Annotated in this window: 19 protein-coding genes; 6 read left to right on the top strand and 13 right to left on the bottom strand. The window is 37.9% G+C overall.

Annotation, left to right across the window (positions count from 1 at the left end; all coding sequences use genetic code 11):
• Positions 1-54: 54 nt before the first annotated feature.
• Positions 55-1,782 carry a methyl-accepting chemotaxis protein gene (locus tag Ana3638_RS12605; protein ID WP_161838342.1) on the bottom strand — a complete coding sequence of 576 codons (1,728 nt, stop codon included), beginning with the start codon at positions 1,780-1,782 and terminating at the stop codon, positions 55-57.
• A 435-nt stretch (positions 1,783-2,217) separates the two neighbouring features.
• Here Ana3638_RS12605 and Ana3638_RS12600 point away from each other — a divergent pair, with 435 nt between their 5' ends.
• Entirely contained in the window at positions 2,218-3,633 is a 1,416-nt protein-coding gene (locus tag Ana3638_RS12600; protein ID WP_161838341.1) for a PQQ-dependent sugar dehydrogenase, read from the top strand.
• 239 nt (positions 3,634-3,872) lie between these two features.
• Here the strand turns inward: Ana3638_RS12600 and Ana3638_RS12595 are convergent, their stop codons facing one another.
• On the bottom strand, positions 3,873-4,703 hold the full coding sequence (locus Ana3638_RS12595) for a nucleotidyltransferase domain-containing protein (RefSeq protein ID WP_161838340.1): 831 nt from the start codon (positions 4,701-4,703) through the stop codon (positions 3,873-3,875).
• 474 nt (positions 4,704-5,177) lie between these two features.
• Here Ana3638_RS12595 and Ana3638_RS12590 point away from each other — a divergent pair, with 474 nt between their 5' ends.
• From Ana3638_RS12590 to Ana3638_RS12580, 3 genes are all read left to right on the top strand, one after another.
• On the top strand, positions 5,178-5,957 hold the full coding sequence (locus Ana3638_RS12590; RefSeq protein WP_161838339.1) for an ABC transporter ATP-binding protein: 780 nt from the start codon (positions 5,178-5,180) through the stop codon (positions 5,955-5,957).
• Between the two features lie 202 nt (positions 5,958-6,159).
• Positions 6,160-6,957 (top strand): ABC transporter permease, encoded by a 798-nt coding sequence (locus tag Ana3638_RS12585; RefSeq protein ID WP_161838338.1) that lies wholly within the window; start codon positions 6,160-6,162, stop codon positions 6,955-6,957.
• A 3-nt stretch (positions 6,958-6,960) separates the two neighbouring features.
• Positions 6,961-7,737, top strand: coding sequence for an ABC transporter permease (locus Ana3638_RS12580; RefSeq protein ID WP_161838337.1), 777 nt, complete (start codon positions 6,961-6,963; stop codon positions 7,735-7,737).
• Positions 7,738-7,899: 162 nt separating this feature from the next.
• Here Ana3638_RS12580 and Ana3638_RS12575 read toward each other — a convergent pair whose 3' ends face one another.
• From Ana3638_RS12575 to Ana3638_RS12565, 3 genes are all read right to left on the bottom strand, one after another.
• Positions 7,900-8,199 carry an MGMT family protein gene (locus Ana3638_RS12575; protein ID WP_161838336.1) on the bottom strand — a complete coding sequence of 100 codons (300 nt, stop codon included), beginning with the start codon at positions 8,197-8,199 and terminating at the stop codon, positions 7,900-7,902.
• Positions 8,200-8,340: 141 nt separating this feature from the next.
• Complete coding sequence (locus Ana3638_RS12570; protein ID WP_161838335.1) at positions 8,341-8,904, bottom strand: hypothetical protein; 564 nt, start codon at positions 8,902-8,904, stop codon at positions 8,341-8,343.
• A gap of 113 nt (positions 8,905-9,017) precedes the next feature.
• Positions 9,018-9,767 carry a protein kinase family protein gene (locus Ana3638_RS12565; RefSeq protein WP_161838334.1) on the bottom strand — a complete coding sequence of 250 codons (750 nt, stop codon included), beginning with the start codon at positions 9,765-9,767 and terminating at the stop codon, positions 9,018-9,020.
• A 759-nt stretch (positions 9,768-10,526) separates the two neighbouring features.
• On the opposite strand from Ana3638_RS12565, the gene Ana3638_RS12560 reads away from it, so the two are divergent.
• A complete protein-coding gene (locus Ana3638_RS12560; RefSeq protein ID WP_161838333.1) occupies positions 10,527-10,901 on the top strand; it encodes a pyridoxamine 5'-phosphate oxidase family protein in 375 nt (124 codons plus the stop codon).
• A gap of 284 nt (positions 10,902-11,185) precedes the next feature.
• On the opposite strand, the gene Ana3638_RS12555 is transcribed toward Ana3638_RS12560, so the two are convergent.
• Complete coding sequence (locus Ana3638_RS12555; protein ID WP_161838332.1) at positions 11,186-11,554, bottom strand: pyridoxamine 5'-phosphate oxidase family protein; 369 nt, start codon at positions 11,552-11,554, stop codon at positions 11,186-11,188.
• Positions 11,555-11,731: 177 nt separating this feature from the next.
• On the opposite strand from Ana3638_RS12555, the gene Ana3638_RS12550 reads away from it, so the two are divergent.
• Entirely contained in the window at positions 11,732-12,229 is a 498-nt protein-coding gene (locus tag Ana3638_RS12550) for an Rrf2 family transcriptional regulator (RefSeq protein ID WP_161838331.1), read from the top strand.
• A 202-nt stretch (positions 12,230-12,431) separates the two neighbouring features.
• Here Ana3638_RS12550 and Ana3638_RS12545 read toward each other — a convergent pair whose 3' ends face one another.
• The 7 genes from Ana3638_RS12545 to Ana3638_RS12515 all read right to left on the bottom strand — a co-directional run bounded on the left by Ana3638_RS12545 (position 12,432) and on the right by Ana3638_RS12515 (position 18,926).
• On the bottom strand, positions 12,432-13,190 hold the full coding sequence (locus tag Ana3638_RS12545; RefSeq protein WP_161838330.1) for a SagB/ThcOx family dehydrogenase: 759 nt from the start codon (positions 13,188-13,190) through the stop codon (positions 12,432-12,434).
• Between the two features lie 470 nt (positions 13,191-13,660).
• Positions 13,661-14,440, bottom strand: a complete 780-nt coding sequence (locus Ana3638_RS12540; protein WP_246241132.1) for a helix-turn-helix domain-containing protein — start codon at positions 14,438-14,440, stop codon at positions 13,661-13,663.
• A 310-nt stretch (positions 14,441-14,750) separates the two neighbouring features.
• Positions 14,751-15,227, bottom strand: a complete 477-nt coding sequence (locus tag Ana3638_RS12535; RefSeq protein ID WP_161838328.1) for a pyridoxamine 5'-phosphate oxidase family protein — start codon at positions 15,225-15,227, stop codon at positions 14,751-14,753.
• Positions 15,228-15,587: 360 nt separating this feature from the next.
• A complete protein-coding gene (locus tag Ana3638_RS12530; RefSeq protein ID WP_330587556.1) occupies positions 15,588-16,166 on the bottom strand; it encodes a uracil-DNA glycosylase family protein in 579 nt (192 codons plus the stop codon).
• A gap of 221 nt (positions 16,167-16,387) precedes the next feature.
• Positions 16,388-17,296, bottom strand: coding sequence for an AraC family transcriptional regulator (locus tag Ana3638_RS12525; RefSeq protein WP_161838327.1), 909 nt, complete (start codon positions 17,294-17,296; stop codon positions 16,388-16,390).
• A 154-nt stretch (positions 17,297-17,450) separates the two neighbouring features.
• Entirely contained in the window at positions 17,451-18,005 is a 555-nt protein-coding gene (locus tag Ana3638_RS12520; RefSeq protein ID WP_161838326.1) for a PadR family transcriptional regulator, read from the bottom strand.
• A 63-nt stretch (positions 18,006-18,068) separates the two neighbouring features.
• Entirely contained in the window at positions 18,069-18,926 is an 858-nt protein-coding gene (locus Ana3638_RS12515) for a sialate O-acetylesterase (RefSeq protein WP_456298138.1), read from the bottom strand.
• Positions 18,927-19,077: the final 151 nt, after the last annotated feature.

The following is a 19,077-nucleotide window of genomic DNA, read 5'->3' as shown; positions in this document are numbered from 1 at the left end:
AATCAGAATGGGAAGGTGCAGGTGCCATATTATAGGAGTCTATCTAAAGGTGAGTCAGCGATTTGTTTTGCCGGTACTTCCTGACAGTCGGAATTTACCGATGAGCTGAGCCATGGTCTCTGCCTGTCCCGACAGTTCTTCACTGGCGGCAGCACTCTGCTCTGCAGTTGCAGCATTATTCTGTACAACTGCTGAAATCTGTTCGATACCTATATTAAGCTGGCTGATGGAATCAGCTTGTGTTACAGAAGCATCCGCTATTTCATTAACCAATTGAATAACCTGTGCCTCTTCTTCCGCCATAACCTGGTGGGATTTTTCAGTTTCTTTGACCATCTCCATTCCCTTACCTATGGCGCGGTCGGCATTCTCAATCAGTATGGTGGTATTCTTAACTGCTTCGGCACACATGGTGGCAAGCTTGCGAACCTCATCTGCAACCACGGCAAAACCTCTTCCTGCCTCTCCTGCCCTTGCTGCTTCTATGGAGGCGTTCAGTGACAGCAGATTTGTCTGCTGTGAAATCTCATCAATGGTTCTTACAATCTTCTGGATCTGGTCAGAGGTACTTGATATATCGTCCATCGCAGATACCAGCTGTTTCATTTGACGATTCACATTTTCAATTTCCACTCCTGTTTTGGCAACCATTGCATTGGCCTGCTGTGCATTCTCCGCATTGTGCTTTACATGGTCGGAGACATCTGTGATGGTAGCAGTCAGTTCCTCAATGGTACCGGCTTGTTCCGTAGCACCCTCAGCAAGCATCTGGCCGCTGGAAGCCACCTGCGAAGAAGCGGCGGCTACCTGTACGGAGGCCTGGCTGACCTTTGAAAGTATGCTATTTAAAGAGGAGAGAATATTTTCCATGGATACCTTAATTGGCGCAAAGTCCTTTGAATATTCCAGGTCAACCGTAACGGTCATGTCACTATCTGCCATCCGGCCAAGCACATCGGAAATATTATGGATGTATTGATTAAGCATCTCAATCAGCGAGCGTGTACTGTCTGACAGAGAGCCAAGTTCATCCTCAGACTGGTATGTAATCACGGCATTCAGGTCTCCGGTGGAAAGCTGCCTGGTAGCTGCTTCTATTTCTTTTAAGGGCCTTGTAATGCTTTGAATAATATAGAGGCATAAAACAATCATAATTGTAATGGATACGACAGCCAAAACCGCCGATAAAATATAGGCATTCCGTTCGGAAGTTTTGCTGCTGCTATAAAATTCACTTCCCAAATCATTTGCTGACTTCTTTATTTCGTCCGATATGCTCCTTACTTCTTCGAATACCGGTATGATTTTTTCCTTATACAGGGCCAAAGCTTCTTTATTCTTGTTGTTCACGCCTAAGGCAGCAATCTGATCCCTGTCTTCCTGGATATCACTCAAAGCAGTACGTATTTTAGCCAGCTTGTCTCTGTTTACCTGAAGCATTAAATGCTCATCCAAATCTGTAATTACCTGGTTGACAACAACTGTTGCATCCTCTCCATCCTGTTTGTATTGTTGATTTTCATCGGAACTTTCTGTTGTACATAAAAGAATAATACTCTTTTCTATCTCCTCTAAACCGAGCTGCAAGCGAACTGCAGCAGTACTGGTAACATAAGGTCCGTTATGGTAGGAAGTGAAATTCGATGAACTAATTAACCTGCTTATAAAATTTCCGATAATCGTAATCATAAAAAGAATACCTATAATAATAAATGTGGTACTCAGTTTTTGACCTATTTTCATATTTTTTAGCTGAAAGTTACCTTTCTTAAAACTTCTCATCTGAGATATCCTCCTCTGTGTTTTCTGCTTTCATTCCATTATTCTGCACTTTATGGAGTTTAAAATCAGGTTATATTCAGGCAATGCCATAACCTTGGTAAAGAGCAGGCTGAGAAGAAGCCTGCTCTAATCAAAAATAAGAGTCACACTCTAAGTGGGGGGGAGAGGTGCTCTTTACTGAATAAACATTCATATAATATTCTCCTTTTATTCTGGTTTGTATTTATTTCGTAGCTATTTTTTATCATTATAGATGAATTGTAACCTATGATGTAGGTTATGTTCCGAATTGACATTTTTTTGTCATAAATTTCATTCTTCGTCATTTTTTATTCAATTTTCAAGAAATGAATTGCTGTCCTACCCGCATCAATATTGTACTAATAGAACGGTTCCGGTCATATTTTATAAAAAACAATAGAAGAGGGAAAGACATTGGTAAAGGTAAAAGTTCATTTAAGACCTACTGTGCGTAACATAAATTTACCCACAGTTTTAAAGACAACGATATTTCCGGGTGACAGGGCTGAACGGCTGATTATTGCAACTCAGTTGGGAGAGATTTTTTATATAGGAGACAGAACGATAGAGACTTTTCTGGATATCCGCCCGCTTGTCCTACAGTTAGGCACTACATCCGGCGGATATGATGAACGGGGATTGCTGGGACTGGCATTTCATCCCGAATTTTGTTATAACGGCTTGTTTTATCTTCACTATTCCGTTGCCGGATCACAAGGTCCTGGTATCCATCCTGTACCCACTGCACCTGATCCCTGCGACCCTGCAGCCTTACATCGAACCTGGGATAACAGAGAAGTTCAATATGATCATATTGATACTGTTGAAGAATGGATCTGGCAGCCCAGGGTACAGCCTCAAAGGCGACGGACCTTACTGAATTTCAGAAGACCATTTGCAAATCATAACGGTATCAACAGCTTGAACTTTTCACCCGAGACAGGAAAGCTCATTCTTACAACCGGAGACGGCGGATCAGGCTACGATCCGTTTCATTTAAGCCAGAATAACATGGAGTTTTTTGGTAAAATAATTGAAATTGATGTAAATAAAAATCTCTTTAACGATAATCCGCCTGTTATTACACGCTTTCATGAGCTTCCCGTACCTGTTCAGGAAACCCTTGCGGTGATTGCCAAAGGGGTTCGCAATATATCAGGCATTTCATTTCAGAAGTTTTTTCACAATTACATCAAATACATAGGGAATGTGGGACAGGATCTGGTAGAATCGATTTTTTCTTTCCTTGATTACAAACCGATCCCGGTGGATAAGCTTGTTCAGGCTTCTTTCATGCAGGCAGTGCCTGATCAGGAAGGCTTTGTCAACTTTGGCTGGCGGGGCTGGGAAGGTGCTTTTCCCACTGCGGTCATAAGAAGCTGTCCTTCAAATACAGCTTTGACGAAGAAAACCTTGGCTTATTACGAGGATACCGTAAGAACTTGCGCACAGCGGCTTCAGCCTCTGGTGAGTTATTTCCATCAAGATCCCCGGCCTGATAAGTTCGGAGGAACCGCGTTAACAGGAGTCCATCCCTATATGGGGAATGCAATCCCTGAATTAACGGGAAACATTGTGTTCACTGATCTGGCTCGGAATGAAAGTTCTCCGCAGCCGGCCAGAGGCGTATTGGCTTATGCCAGGGTAAGATCAGATTGTAACCTTGATGATTATAGTGTTATTGATACCGATTATGATTTTGGATCCCAATCCTCTTATTATGTTGGTCTGGGAACCAACCTGGATCAAACCAGGCTATATTTAGGAGTCTATGGGTCTACGAAAGTGGCTGATTTTAATCAAGGTACGATTTTTGAAATTGTTCCGTAATGTTCACACGATGTGTACTGCAGCAAATGTACTCTCCTTGCGAAATCATTTGTCAGCGGCGGAGGGATGAGGACGATTGTAATGATGAGCGCGATTATGGCAGTAATATTTTTTCATCATATATATAAGAAACGGTTGGCCGTAAGTACAGCCAACCGTTTCTTATATCGTTATCCTGCATCTGCGCCTGTTCTCCTGGATTAGTGGTCATCAGCCTATAGAGTTTTGGAATGAACCAACTATATTCCACTTGATAATGTTTCAATCTCACTATGCAGCTCATCCAGAATTTGATAAGCTTTCTCTGCTTCTTCAGCAACAAAAAGCTTATATAGATTCATTACTTTTACTTCCATACCGATCGGTTTCATTTTAAAACCATCTACCCATTTCAGAGCTCCTTTTTCATTCATTAAATAGCGGTTATTTAAGGCATACAATACTTCAACCCAGGAACAAACCGCCCGAAACACCGAACCTATGGCATAGTTGATATCACCCTTAAATGCCGCCTTGCGTCCACAAGCAAGGGAAAACCATGCCTCCCACAAGAATTTTCTTACTACAGCTTCTCGCATGAGTGGCGAGTATTCGCCCTTTGAGTAGAGCAGTGCTTTCAGTCTGCTAAGCAGTGCAGATTCATCCTGCCATAGGGGCTTACAGTAATGAGTTTCGGCAGCGTATATCGTATTGATAAAACCGAAGGGATGACCTGACTGGTAATCAACCGTTATCTTTCCTTCAATGCAGTCCTGCAAAACTTCTTCAACTCTTTTTATATCGCGGAGAAGTATATCAACGGGCATACCATTGAAAGTAATCCACGCACCTCCGTTAATCCACGGCCCCCATTGACCCGGGGCATTTAATAGGTCGTCTTTATGTCCGTCATCCAGTTCTTTCAAACACTCCGCCAGAGCCGTTATATCCAATATATCTGCATCGTAATAAACTCCTATGTCATAATCAGACTGTTTGTCCGCTTCGCCTCTGCTTTGAGAACCACCAAGGGCAATTGCCATAACGCCCCGGACTGTCGATATCGATTTAACGATTTTATCTATCTGCATATCTAAAACCTCCCTTCCTATTTCTATCAGATCACTTATGAAAATCAATTATTAAATCTAATAAATCCATTTGTTTATCCTCTAAATTTCATTATTCCCTTATTCCCTTTTATTTTTCCAAAACACTTTACAATGGTAAGTCTTTTTCTTTCTTTTTTCTTCTTCCAATGCTTTTACCCAATCCGAGTTATACTCTACAATTTCAATTTTCACAATACAAATCCTCCGAAAACTATAGTTCAGAATTTAGCTTTACCATTTTTTTCAAATTTATTGACAGTAGTTTCCTTTTATGGTAATGTATCCTATATTCAAGTAAATATGACCATATATATCTTATTAAAAGAAGCTAATTTAGTACAATGTGAATATATAATCATCGGTGAATTTATCGGTAATTACCGAAGTACTTAAAATTGTAATGGTTCCACATCCATTTTACAGAAGAAATAAAGATGAGGAGGTATCCCTATAATGCCATTGATCCAAGCTGAAAACTTAACCAAAGTCTATCGCCAGAATATCAAACAGCCCGGTTTAAAAGGAGCCTTGAGAAGCCTTGTTAAAACCGAGTGGGCGGAAAAAACCGCTGTGGATCACATCTCCTTTACTATGGAGGAAGGTGAATCCTTAGCTTGCATCGGTGAAAACGGCGCGGGCAAATCCACCTTAATCAAGATGCTGGTGGGTATTTTGAATCCCACCTCCGGCAGCGTAAAAGTCTATGACGGAAACCCCATGCACCACCACGAGGCTTATCTCCGTAAAATCGGAGTTATTTTTGGTCAGAAGACGAATTTATGGTTTGACATCCCCGTTATCGAAAGTTACCGGGCTATCCAGGTATTGTACAAACTAGACAACAACCTCTTTGAAAAAAACATGAAGATGGTCACGGATCTGTTAGAACTCGAACCCATCCTCCATGCTCCGGCCAGACGGCTTTCTTTAGGGCAAAGGATGAAAGCGGACATCGGCCTGATTTTCCTTCATAGCCCTAAGATATTGTATCTGGATGAGCCTACAATCGGACTTGATATTAACGTTAAATTTGCCATCCGTAAGTTCATCCGAAAAATGAACCAGGAAAACGGCATCTCTGTGCTGCTCACCAGCCATGACCTGGATGACATTGAACAAATCAGCGATAACGCACTGGTGCTGTCAAAAGGGAAAATCTTCTACCATGGTTCTTTGTCGGAATTGAAGAGCAACTACGCCACCACCCGGCTGATTACGGTCAAGGGCGGGTAACCGGAGATATCACCGCTATCGCTGCGGATATTGCGGTACAGCCTGATGACCGTACTACAAAGCTGACGTTCGATACTCGCAGCCATACTTCCAGTGAGATGATGGATATTGTCTCCCGCTGCTTTGACATTCAGGATATTACGATTGAAGAGCCGGGTATCGACCATGTGGTCTCCCGAATCTTCACTGAGGGGGCCAAATCATGAGGCGGTTTAATAAGTTGATGGGATTGTATCTACAGGGTGCCCTGTTCTATAAAAAGGCTTTTCTGCTTAATCTGTTTTCACCCTTAGTGTTGTTGGGCGGCCAGTTTATGCTGTGGCGGTCTCTCTATAATCTAAGCGAAACCGGTACCATCGGCAGCTATAACCGGGCAGGGATGTACACGTACATCATTGTGGCCTTTGCCATAAACAACCTGTTGACCTGGTCCAGCGAGAACAATATCTCCAGAGAGATTCGCTCCGGCCTTATTGTAGCCCGGTGCATGCGGCCCGTACCCTTTTTGTACCAGAGCCTGGCGGGGCTTACGGGTTCTATGCTGCCCCAGGCCTTGGTGAATTTTGCGATAGCAATGTTACTGTTCGCCTTATTCGGAAGCCATCTGGCCCTGCCCTCGCCGGCAGCAATACCTCTGGCATTATTGAGCTTACTGTTTGGTATTCTTCTGCGGATGATGTTGGTCAGCTGCTTTAGCCTGCTGTGCTTCTTCACTACCAGTCACCTGGGCCTTAGCTGGACCCGAACCGCTCTAACCGAGTTTTTTTCCGGAGCCTTAATCCCCATCTCCATGTTCCCTGGGTGGCTTAAAACAGTAAGCTATGCTACACCTTTCCCCCTCATGCTGCAGACACCAATCTCCCTGTTCTTAGGCGAGGCCACACCTTTGCCGCTGCCAGTAACGTTTGGACTGCAAATTGGCTGGACGGCTGTGTTCCTGGTGTTGCACGAGGTGCTGTATGCCAAAATCCGTAAAAATCTGACTTTTGCCGGAGGTTGAAATATGCTGAAAATATTTTTTCAATTTAAAGCTCAATACATAAAAACCCAGATGGAATACCCGGTTAATTTCTGGATGATGGTCTTTTCCGGGATTTTGATGCGAACGCTTATGATGGGGATCGTATTCGTACTGTATCGCAACATCCCGGATATCGCCGGGTGGCGGGAGGGAGAACTCTACCTGATTTTGGGTTTCATGTGCGCCTCCGAAGGCCTGACCAGTATTTTCGTGGACGGTATCTGGCACCTCCCCGCCCTTGTGTTCCGTGGTGAGTTTGATGTTATGCTGGCTCGGCCGATTTCCCCGTTATACCAGATTTTGTCCTACGAGATCGGCCTCCAAGGTATCGGTGTTCTGATTATGGGTATTCTCAACATTGGTGTGGGATTGGTGTCCTTAGACTGGGTATCACCTTTATCCATTTTCCTTTGTATGATCTTTACCCTGACCGGTACGGCGATACGCCTATCCTATAATCTGATCGGCGCATGCAGCGTCTTTTGGAGCAAAGGAGAGCAGACAAATGCGACCTTTCTTATCTATAGTGTCGGCGAGTACGCCAAGTATCCTGTCACTATCTATCCGGGCTGGATGCAGTTTGTTTTATTGTTTGTGATTCCGGCGGGATTTGTGGGCTTTGTCCCGGCTTTAATCCTCCGGGGAGAACATATTTTCTTGTATACCCTGATTGTATTTGCCGCAACCGGTTTATATTTCCTGCTTGCCAAAACTATTTTTTACAGGGGTATCCAGAAGTATGAGAGTATGGGGATGTAATATGTCCAATATTGGCATTGACAGCAAATGCCGGCTTCTAACTCAGGTGTTTGAGCCCTTGTGAAACAAACTTATCAGTTTAGCAAGCTAATTTGCTCTTTGAATAGCGGTATGAATGCGGCATCGGGTTAGGTGCCGCCAAAAGCAACGGCAGTATTAAGCTCATACTCTATATGTAGAAATATCTATGTATCCGTCCTCAGATACTTCTACTCCTTCCGAAATAAGAAGTTCTTTTTGAATAGCTGCATATCTTTGATCCGTGATTGATATTTTGCCTTTGGAGTTAATTATCCGGTGCCATGGGAGATTGTACTTCTCAGACATAGAATGAAGTATCCTGACTACCTGCCTCGCACCTCTAATATTTCCTGCAAGTCTTGCAACCTGTCCGTAGCTCATAACTCTCCCATATGGTATTCTCTTTATTATTACTAGGACTTCCTCGGTAAACTGTGTCATAACAAACAAATCTCCTTATCATACTTTTAAATTGATTATTTCATCATAGAGCTCTGTTACTGCCAATAGGGCTGCTGCATTCTAATATACACTATCTTTGGCAAAAGTTCCATAGTCATTTCCAAAACTAATGAACAGACCTTAGCCTCCTATATAAACATCATAAATGAATTGTTCGTAATTCTCTCGTTGCGTATGTATATTATTATAGAGCTTGCTATTTAAAGTCACCATTGAATTGATGAATTCAGCATCCATTTCCTCTATAAGATAATACTTGTTATTTTCATAAAGACAGCAAAGACTCTTTCCTATTGCATATAAGCTGTCCCTATGAACTCCGCAGGAAAAGCCTCTTAATTCTGCTCCGTCCTTATTACCACTGAAAAAAAGTGATTTTGCCAACCAGCCCTTATCTGCATATCCACCCTCAGTAGTTTCCGTAAGTACGCAGTTTATGTATTTTGTAAACTCTGTAAATTCACCTGAATTTATCTTAATTCCAACGATAGGATACCATAATCCCTGAGTTTTGCCGCTGTTGGTACCAGAGGATCTATAGAAAGCCAGAATTACTCTTTCAATCCCATAATAATAACGTATCGCTACATCAATAAGGCCAATCATTCGAAAAGGTTTTGTTGTAAATATGTTTGCTCGAAAACTATCCGGATAAAATCTTATTATCTCCCCTAAACGTATCATTAATATCCCTCTTTCCAATGATCTTTAATAAGCATGAATAGATCCAAAACACAGCAGGATATAGAGATTCCATGGGATTTAATATCCCGGGAATATTAAACCACATGGTTTCTCTATTTATTACTATTCTTAATTTTATTCAACTGTTGCCTGATTTCATGAATAGTTTCATAGGATTCTTCAATACCCATAAGTTTTTTTAAGAATACTTTTTCTTCTGGCTTCAAATCAAGCTCTTTAAACCATGGTTTATCAATTCGACTTACTTTTTGGTAGGTTGTGTAATATAGATGAATTAAAAAATCACCTATATACCAGTAATCTATCTCCTTCGTGTAGTGATCATTATCCATTATTCTAGCCAAACCAAAATCAATGAGCGAAAGCTCTTTATTATCTTTTCTTATGATATTCGGCAGCCTAATGTCTCTATGAACGATATTGCAGCTATGCAATATCTCCACCATATCAAGCAGCTGACCACAGACCTCGTAAATCTCTTCACGGTTGAATTGATATCTTTTCTTTCGTAAGATATCCTCAAATACTTCCCCCTCTATATACTCAAGTATATAACCTTCTCTGTCCTTATCTTTAAACCTTGAAATAAACTTCGGGAAATAAGGATGCTGTAACTTCTTTAAACACAATTCTTCGTAAAATAATTTATCTTTACTTTTTTTAATCATTTCTTTCTTCAGTTGTTTTACAACATATTTATTTTTATCCTCGTCAACAGCCAGATATACTATTCCATATCTCCCCTCACCCAATAATTTTTGAATGGTATAAATGTCAATTGTATCGTTCTCTTCGTAATATTTATCTAAATTACCGTTCTTATTTTTCAGATGAAGGCCCATAAGCGACACATAATTAGAAAGATCTTCTAAAACGCCTATCTGATCTGCTTCTTGATCTGCTTCTTGATCTGCTTCTTGACCTGCTTAGCGATCTACTGCTAAACCTGCTATTAAATCTGCTGTTGGACCTACTAAATGATCTGCCAATATTGCTCCTTGAACTGTCCCATGAAGAATAAAAGCCATGCCCTCTAAAGGATTCATTTCTGTTAAAGCTCATACTAACACCTCTCTATGATATTTTTGCATTAATATAGAATTCTATTATGCATTAATAATATATTCCCAATTCGACATAATGTGTCTAATAGTGACATCCGTATGAATAGTAAGGTGCATTCCTTAGTTCTATTAACTCTTATCTTTAGGGAAAGCCGGTGTAATCCTGACATTTTTCATTTACATACCTTCATCGTAGTACTTTAACATAACAAGATAATACTTTGTTATCATTATATAAGCATATTAATTTTAAAGATATTCCAACTTTAAATATAATCAGTCTATATCATGGAAAAGGGAGGTACCTGGATTACCAAGTCCTCCTCTAATTTAATCTTAATATACAATTTTACGTACTAGTTCATATATCACTCCAAATTCCTAAGCTATTATAAAAAGTCTGGGTCTTAACCAATCTCTCGAGTACGGTGTAAATGAATCGATCTTATATTTCACGTATTATTTTTATTGCTTTTGTTTAATCTATTATATGAAAAACATTATTATTTATATAATAAATTTTAGGGAGGCCATATAATGCTTACAGAAAAGTTTTATGAAGTATTACAACATGAAGGTGTAGTTTCTATCGTATCATGGGGAGCAGAGGAAGCACATGTAACTTGTACATGGAACTCATATTTAGTTGTAACAGAGGATAAAAAAATATTAATCCCTGCTGCTGGTATGCACAGTACAGAAGGTGATGTAAAACAAAATAATAAAGTTAAAATAACTTTAGGTTCCAGAGATGTTATGGGACGTAATAACTATCAAGGAACAGGTTTTGAAATTGTAGGAACTGCAAAGTTTATTGAATCAGGTTCAGAATTTGACATGATGAAGGAAAAGTTTCCGTTTTTAAGTAGAGTGTTAGAAATAACAGTTTCATCAGCAAAGCAACTACTATAAAATTAAAGTAATTTTGCAAAAAGGGCTGTCGCACTAAATGCGGCGCCCTTTTTCATTAGAGATGTTTATCACATTTTAGGGTATCAAATCTGCTCCTCTGTAAATAATCCTGTTGGCAGAACCTTGAGTTCTTACAATATCAAAGCTATCGAATCTCATTATTTCCTTAACATAGCTTCCAGGTAAAAATGGCTGAATTCTAATGGGTGTATACCGATCTTGATTGGTGTAGACTGAGCCGCTAGACTGAAGCATTAAGATTTTTCGGTTATCTGTCACAGTGATTATAATTTCTGTTTACATGACTCAACTGTCACTTCTAATACTCTGGTAAGAAAAGGGTATTTCTTAAACATCTTATCGTATAAATCACCCTCTTTTAAAAATTTGCCTGTTCCTTCTATCAAAAATCCTGTTCCCATAAACTTATATCCCATTACTTCTTTGCTGCCCAAAGTCAGTTTTACATGTGGGTTCTCATTAATATTTGTCTCTGTTTTTATCATTGCTGCTGGAATTAAAAGTTTACTATCATCAACAATTTCTAAGTAACTATTCCATGTATTTACTACATGGGCTTCATTATTAGCACATGTAACAATGGATACAACCCCTTCCTGTTTTAATACTTCTAAAAATTTTTCTGTAAACATATTTTATCCTCCTATTGTCGACTTTTATTATCGTCGATTTATATTGTCGTTAATTATATTATACTACTCAATTAGAAATGTCAATAGCATTTTCATAATTGTCGACAACTTATGTCTTGTATTCATTCACATAATCATATATGATATAACATAGCACTTTATAAGGAGGTTGACTGAATGAAATTATCTATTGGAGTCGAATACGCGCTGCATTGTTTATTATATATGATAAATATTGAAAAAGACAAATCTGTTGGCATTAGAGATCTGGCAACATTTCAAGGAATTTCTGAAAGTTATTTATCAAAAGTATATGCAAAACTTAGTAAATTCGGGCTCATCAAATCTGTATCTGGAGTAAAGGGAGGTTATGCTTTGGCACGTGACCCCAAAGACATAACCTTTTGGGATGTCGTTGTTGCTGTAGAAGGAAATGAGCCATTCTTTCAGTGTGCTGAAATAAGGCAGAACAATATATTATTAGATAAAAATAATTTACCTGATTCCTATACAAAATGTCCTTGTCTGATTAAAGTTGTTATGAATAATGCAGAAAATGAAATGAAAAAATATCTGGAACAAAAAACTTTAGCATGGCTGCACAGTGAAGTCTATAACAATATTTTGTCTGAGGAAGCAAGAGAAGCTACTGATAGGTGGTTTCGAAAAGAATAAGATTTTAGAATACATTGATAATTCTATAAGACTGTTCATTTTGCACAACATTAAAGAAAATCGGTATTATTGTTCCATTTAGCCTGACGCCTATGAAAGCAAAGGCTCCAGGACTTTATCATCCTGATGCCTTTGCTTTTCATCTGTACAATTAAATTTAGGGTGTTATCTTCAAAAATAACGAATGTCATCTGCCACAACATCATTTCTTTTTACCAACGGCTGCTAAGTATATGATAAATTCTTCATCCCCATCTAATTGCAAGAGTTTATCAACCGCCTCCTGATTATATATGCCAATAGAACAAACGCCCAAATCCAGAGATTCACCGGCCAAATAAAGGTTCTGGCAAATATGTCCAACGTCGATTAATATTTTCTTATGCGCTGACACATCAAATTTCCATTCCGATCTATAAGGTGTCGTACTCCATGCAAAGGTTAATGCAGATTTTTTTGTAAAATGAGGAACAAAAGGCTGGTCCAATGAAATTTCGTCTAGTTTCTTATCTACATCTTCTGATGGAAACAGGAACATTAACGCATGTTCTATTGGTAAATATCTATAAATCCCTTTCTCTAAGCCAACCACATTCATGATGAATAGATAGGTTTCAAAAGTATGTGTTGCTCCGCTGCAGGGAACTGTCCTAAAAGTAAAACCTGCTTTATTTGTTCCGGTTATACCCTGTGTTGCCCATAAAAGATATGATAACTCTGCAAGACTTATGGCTTCCTCACTATAATGCCGAATACTTCTCCTATCTTTGATACATTGGAAAATGTCCTGTTTTTTTATAATATCAGCACTGACGGCAGGTAGGTTGATTATTTTTGAATCAGGATCATACCGCTTTATTCCTTCTGGCTGCGGCAATCCCTTCATTTTATCAGTCTTAATACTCTTCAATTTATAAAAATTAGATTTTAAAAAGTTTCTCTCTGCTTCATATTTTCCCATTTCCATTTGCTCCTTTTTTAAAATAAGTAAAACCCTCATATTAATAGTCGGAGGAAATGTATAACTTTATTTCCTTCGACCCATAATCCTATGAGTAATATCGAAAGTGATCGAAGCAATAAGAGAACTTGCGCATGCAGCTAGCAATAAAATCCCCATTACAAATCTGCCTAATGACTCAAAGTTCTCGCTTGTTACACTATACATGGTAATAAAATTGTATATCATAAAAGGAAACAATACAACTGCCGGTATATATTTCACATATCTTTTATTCTTAAACAATAGATTTAATATGAAAGTTATTATAATCACTGCTAAGGATATTATAATCAATATAAAACCAAAATTCATAAAAATTCCCCTTTCTTTATTCGTTTATGATTAGACGAATGAAATAACTGATAGGTTCCATAACACTAATAATAAAGCACGCCCAGAAACTGGCCGTGCCCTTTTATTAAAACGCATTATTCAAAAAAAGTCAAAATGCTCCCATCGATTGTTGTTATAGAGCAAGTTTTACCACCCCATGGTTGCTCCTTAACTTCTGTAATCTGATTCCAACCATTCTTTTTTACAAACCGATATAATTGCTCAACGCCTTGAACCAACATAAAACCTGCCATCATTTTTAATGGCTCACCCTTAAACATATGAATACCAGTAAAAGGTGCAATATGAAGAGCCTCAAACTCAATAGGGATATTATTTACACAACCATATAATCCTATGTTATTTTCATCTCTTTCTTCAATTTGACCATACCACCCTAATACTTCTTTAAACCATTTTAGAGTATTATCCATATCTAGTGTGTAGTATACTGCTCCAGTTTCTTTAACAACATAACCTCTTTCCGAAATATCACTCATAAGTGTTCTACCTCCTGATATATTAGATTTTACGGAGATACATGAGAATACTTTTAAATTTGAATGATTTTTTCTAGCATCGGAAGGTGTAATTCCATGAAATCTTGTAAACGCTCTTGTAAAACTTTCATGGGATTCATAACCATATTTTAATGCTATGTCTAAAATAGAAATATCCGAATCTATAATCTCATAACCAGCTAAAGTCATTCGTCTATTTCGTATGTATTCACTTACAGTACAATCACATAAAATAGTAAATATTTTTTGAAAATAAAATTGGGAAGTAAAGATTTTATTTGCCAACATATCAATATCAAAATCATTTCCAATATTATCTTCGATATAATCTACTGTTTGTTGAATACTAGTCATCCAATCCACATTCTCACCTCCTCACAAGTTAAATAATATATTATTTCTTTGACATTCTCTTGATAAACTGTGCACAAATTTGTCCGAACTAAAATTAATAAAAATAAGCAAGGCATACTATAAAACTTGGGCGTAGGATGCCTTACTTATTCGTTGCTATATTCTGATAGTGGACATAAAAAAACATGCTTTCTTACGATAACGTTAAAGCCTGCTATTACACGTCATACTTATTTTAAACACATAATGCAACAAACTCGTAAGGTTATTATTTACTTGTGCACATTATGCTTATCATATATGAATTTATTTACTTCACCATTTTATTGATAAAATCAACTTCATACTGCCGTTCACCATATTTTTTTTCATTATCAATAATAGTACCCTCTGTGAGAGTGATACGCAGAACGATTGAGTTCGGATTGTCTTCGTCGCCAACTTCATCGAACCAGTCAAAGATTCTTTTAAATTTCGCTCTGATTTCCGCATTCTTCTCGTCCTTGACCCAACCGAGATTTTCAGCTGTGCCCTGGAAAGTGTACCAATCTAACCCAGCGACGGAAACCTCGTTGTTCTTCTCAATTTGCAGTGTTTTATTTTTTTTTGCGTCGGTAGAAACATAAAATACGCCGTCTTCATAATAAGCGCAAACCATACGGACAGCAGGGCGGGGATTACCGGAAGCGTTCGGAGATAGTGATATTGTCCCAAGGGCAATAACTTCTTCTTTACCATTTCCGCAACGTTCCTCCATAAGTTTCATCGCGTTTTCGTATTTGCTCATTTTAATTCTCCTTTAAAGAATATTGAATTTATGCTGTAACTATAGTCACACTATTTGACCGAAGCCGCAGGTCATGGGCGGATGGTAAACAATCCGTACATCTTTATCCTCAAGTTTACTATGCTTCTCGCTTGCGTGGTTAAGCTGCTCCATTGACTTTTCTTGCCAATTCCATTATACACCAATAATCTAGAAGTTTCAAAGCATTTATCCATTTATCTACATTTTTTTTGACAACTATCATACCACGCTTCAGCGATTCTGAAACATCCTTTAAACTTGGGAATCATTTGTAAAACCTATCTTCTGAATTGTTTTTGTGTCCCAAATGTCTTTTCCCATTGTAGTTTTAATGATTCCTTATAAGTTCTTATCCACAATTTCTTTTAGAACAGGTAAAACATCATTTTCAAACCATGGATTTTGTTTCAACCAGCCATGATTTAAAGGAGAAGGATGAACCAGTGGAAAATATTCCGGTAAATATTTTTGAAAATTTCTCACTGTTTCAGTTAAACTTTTCTCACGTCTTTTATTTAAATAATATTTCTGTGCATAGCTACCGATTAGAATCATGATTTCAATATTTGGCATCTCATCTAGTAAACGTGGATGCCATTTTTCTGCAAAGCCTTTCCTAGGTGGGGCATCACCGGTTTTCGCTTTTCCTGGATAATAGAAATCCATAGGCAAATGAACGATGCGATTCGTATTATAGAATACTTCGCGAGATACTCCCATCCAATCTCTTAAACGGTCACCACTTAAATCATTCCAAAACAATTGAGTTGCTTCTGCTTTACGTCCCGGTGCTTGCCCGACTATGGCAATGCGAGCATCTACAGAAGCTTTAAATAATGGTGGAATTCCCATTTTTGTATAGGATTCATTCATTGGGTCAGCCATAATTTCTTGTTTGATTTTTTCGAATTTCATCATATTTCACTTCCATTATATTTTTATAACATTTATCGTTATGATATCGCGGGTTGCCATAGTTCAGTATTACCTATTATAAATCATGTAACCTCATAAGTTAATTCTATCCAATTTCCTATACTAATAATAACTTAAACTAAATATAATTAGCCCTATAAACTTTCTTAGCGGAAGATTAGACGATTTTTTTGATTCTAATATTCAACTCAATTCCTTTCCTATCACTGTTTTTTATTGAATGGTAACAGTAATTCCATATAGGTTGTTTCCGGTGTATTTCCATAATATATCTCTGGAGCAAACACGTCACTCATTAGGCCGTGCTTCTCGAGCCATAAACCGCTGTATTTTATTGCTTTGTTGAGTGCCACTGTAACAAGTTCCAGGAAATTCTCCGCCTCAAATCCGCAGACGACATATTCCCGCGCAGGAAGCCTCCAGGTTTGAAAATGCTCATTCGTCGCTCCATACTCTACCTCTGCTCCGACGAAATAGGTAAAACATCCCTCCGGTGCGTCACCCAGATAAGCAACACCTATCTCACGCCCATTGGGTATGCGACGAATCTGGCCTTTCTCCTGATGGAAACGCCTCCATATTTCACCGGGCATATCAACACCGGTCGATTCCCCAACGGGTAACTGCCCCGCAATAGGAACATAACCAAACACCCCCATAAAATCAACCGGTTCCTTTAGAATTTTGCGGTTCATTTCCAGAACAAGCCCATCGCTAATCAGCGGTACTCCCTCGTCAATTAAGGTATAGCCAAGTAATAGATCAGGCTTGTCAAACTGGTTGAGAGAGACTGGATTATCTCGGTATTGCTCAGGTGTCATGCCATATGCCTCTTTGAATGCTCTCGTAAAAGTTTCATGGCTGCCAAAGCCGTAATCTAACGCAATATCAAGAATGCGGTTATTTTTGTTTTCCAGCACCTCTGAGGCTCTAGCCAAACGCCGCAGTTTAATATATTCCCGTACCGGCCTTTTAACCAGACGGCTGAACAACCGCTGATAATAGAATAGTGACAGAGAAGCAGTATCTGCCAATACCTCAATTTTTATATCCTCTCCTATATGCTCCTCAATATAATCCAGAGTTTTCTGGATTGCTTCCCATGCATGCATAATATGCACCTCCTTTATGGATAGGATAATATAAATTATTAAATTCCACTTGACCGTATCTGCCCTTTTTATTGATCATTAATTACAAAATTCCTTACCCTTACCAGAAAAGTAAGAATTCAACCTTGTTATTTTTATAAACACACCTGCTTCTTCACTTCAAAATCCTGTTACTAGGTTTTGTTGCTTCACTTTCATTCCTTATATCTTTTAACAGTCCTTCAAACCATTGAACATTTACTAAATGATGAGATCGTGAATTTTCCAACATTTTTCTAAAATAAGCAGGAATAGTTTCATTATGCTGAATAGATTGTTCTAATAAAGAAATTTTCTTTTTCGTTTGTTCGATTTGTACCTCTAATAGTTTTGTTAGCTCCTCCCTTTTATACTCATTAGCAAATAGCATTGCAGCATAAAAAGATAAATTGATATACTCTGTCTTAGAACCATACTTATACATCAATTCTTCAAATTCCCTATCTCCTAGTTCAGTGATGATGTAATTATTCGTCTCTCTAGTATTGTCTGATCGGTTAACTTTTTTAATATATTGTTTTTCTTCTAATTGTTGAAGATTGTAGTAGAACGACCCTTTCGTGAAATTGACTATATATTTATAGTGTCTCTCTTCCATTAAGGCTAATAATTCGTATCCGTAAGAACCTGGATTTTGTTTTAATAAACCTAAAATTAATAATGGTATCAAAAAAACACCTCCTTTATGTTCTTCATGAAATTTATATTAATCGTTATTTCATAAATATAAGATTTAATCATTGTTGATTTGCATGACTTGAGATACAAATTCCTCATATGATATTTTTTCTAATGCAAACTCCATACTTTTTATATATATCTTTTCTGTTTTGGTATGTGTTCTAGCATAACTAAGATTTATCAACTCATTTTCATTAATTAATGGCTTCAATACATGTTGCTTATTAGAAAAGGCTTCAAAATATCGTAAACCAAATTTTCTTTGAGAAATTGCATCAATATGAATACCATCAGGATTAGAAGTTAAACCTGATGCTATGACAAAGTAACAATTATCTTGTTCAAAAGCAAATTTTTGTAACTCTTGATTAATGAAATTATATTCAGTACAACTTTTTCCAAATCCTTCTTTGCCTAAAAAATCCCCTAAACCACCAATAATAATTGGAATATCTGGAGCCTTCAACTCCTTTCTAAGAGCCTCAATAATTAAAAGTAACTTTTTATAATATACTTTGTAGTTACCATTAACACTATCACTTTCTCCTTGATGCCATAGAATTCCTGTTAAATCACTACTTTGCATAGCAAATTTAGCTTCCGTTACAGCATGTCTAAAAAGCACTCCGTCTACCACCCACTCATCCAGTGTGCTTCCACCTTCAGCACAAGGAATTAGACCAATAGTATCTTCTTGGTTTTGACGACACCATGCATCTGCAAATGAACCGGAGAGACTTATTCCTGAAACAGGACGATCGTAATTGATGGGCTCAGTCATCATCTGCCATCTACCATTACGTAACATTTGTATTCTTTCATTATATATCGGGGGCACCTCATGAATAAACCCTCGTCCAGCCATATTTGATTGCCCTAACATTAAAAACGATTTAATCATTTTTTTCATCCTTTCTTTTGTTTCATCTTTATGAAGAAATACTTCCATTTCCTAATAGATGTTAAGTAGTTACTTATTTAATTCATAATTAGTCTAATTAGACCAACATCATTTAAAATATTATAGTCTAATTAGACTAATTGTCAACTATATTTTTCTC

The sequence above is a fragment of the Anaerocolumna sedimenticola genome (genome assembly GCF_009931695.1).
In the GTDB taxonomy this organism is placed as follows: domain Bacteria; phylum Bacillota; class Clostridia; order Lachnospirales; family Lachnospiraceae; genus Anaerocolumna; species Anaerocolumna sedimenticola.
The sequence above is the reverse complement of the archived record's forward strand: the minus strand, read 5'-3'. Positions and strand labels throughout refer to the sequence as shown.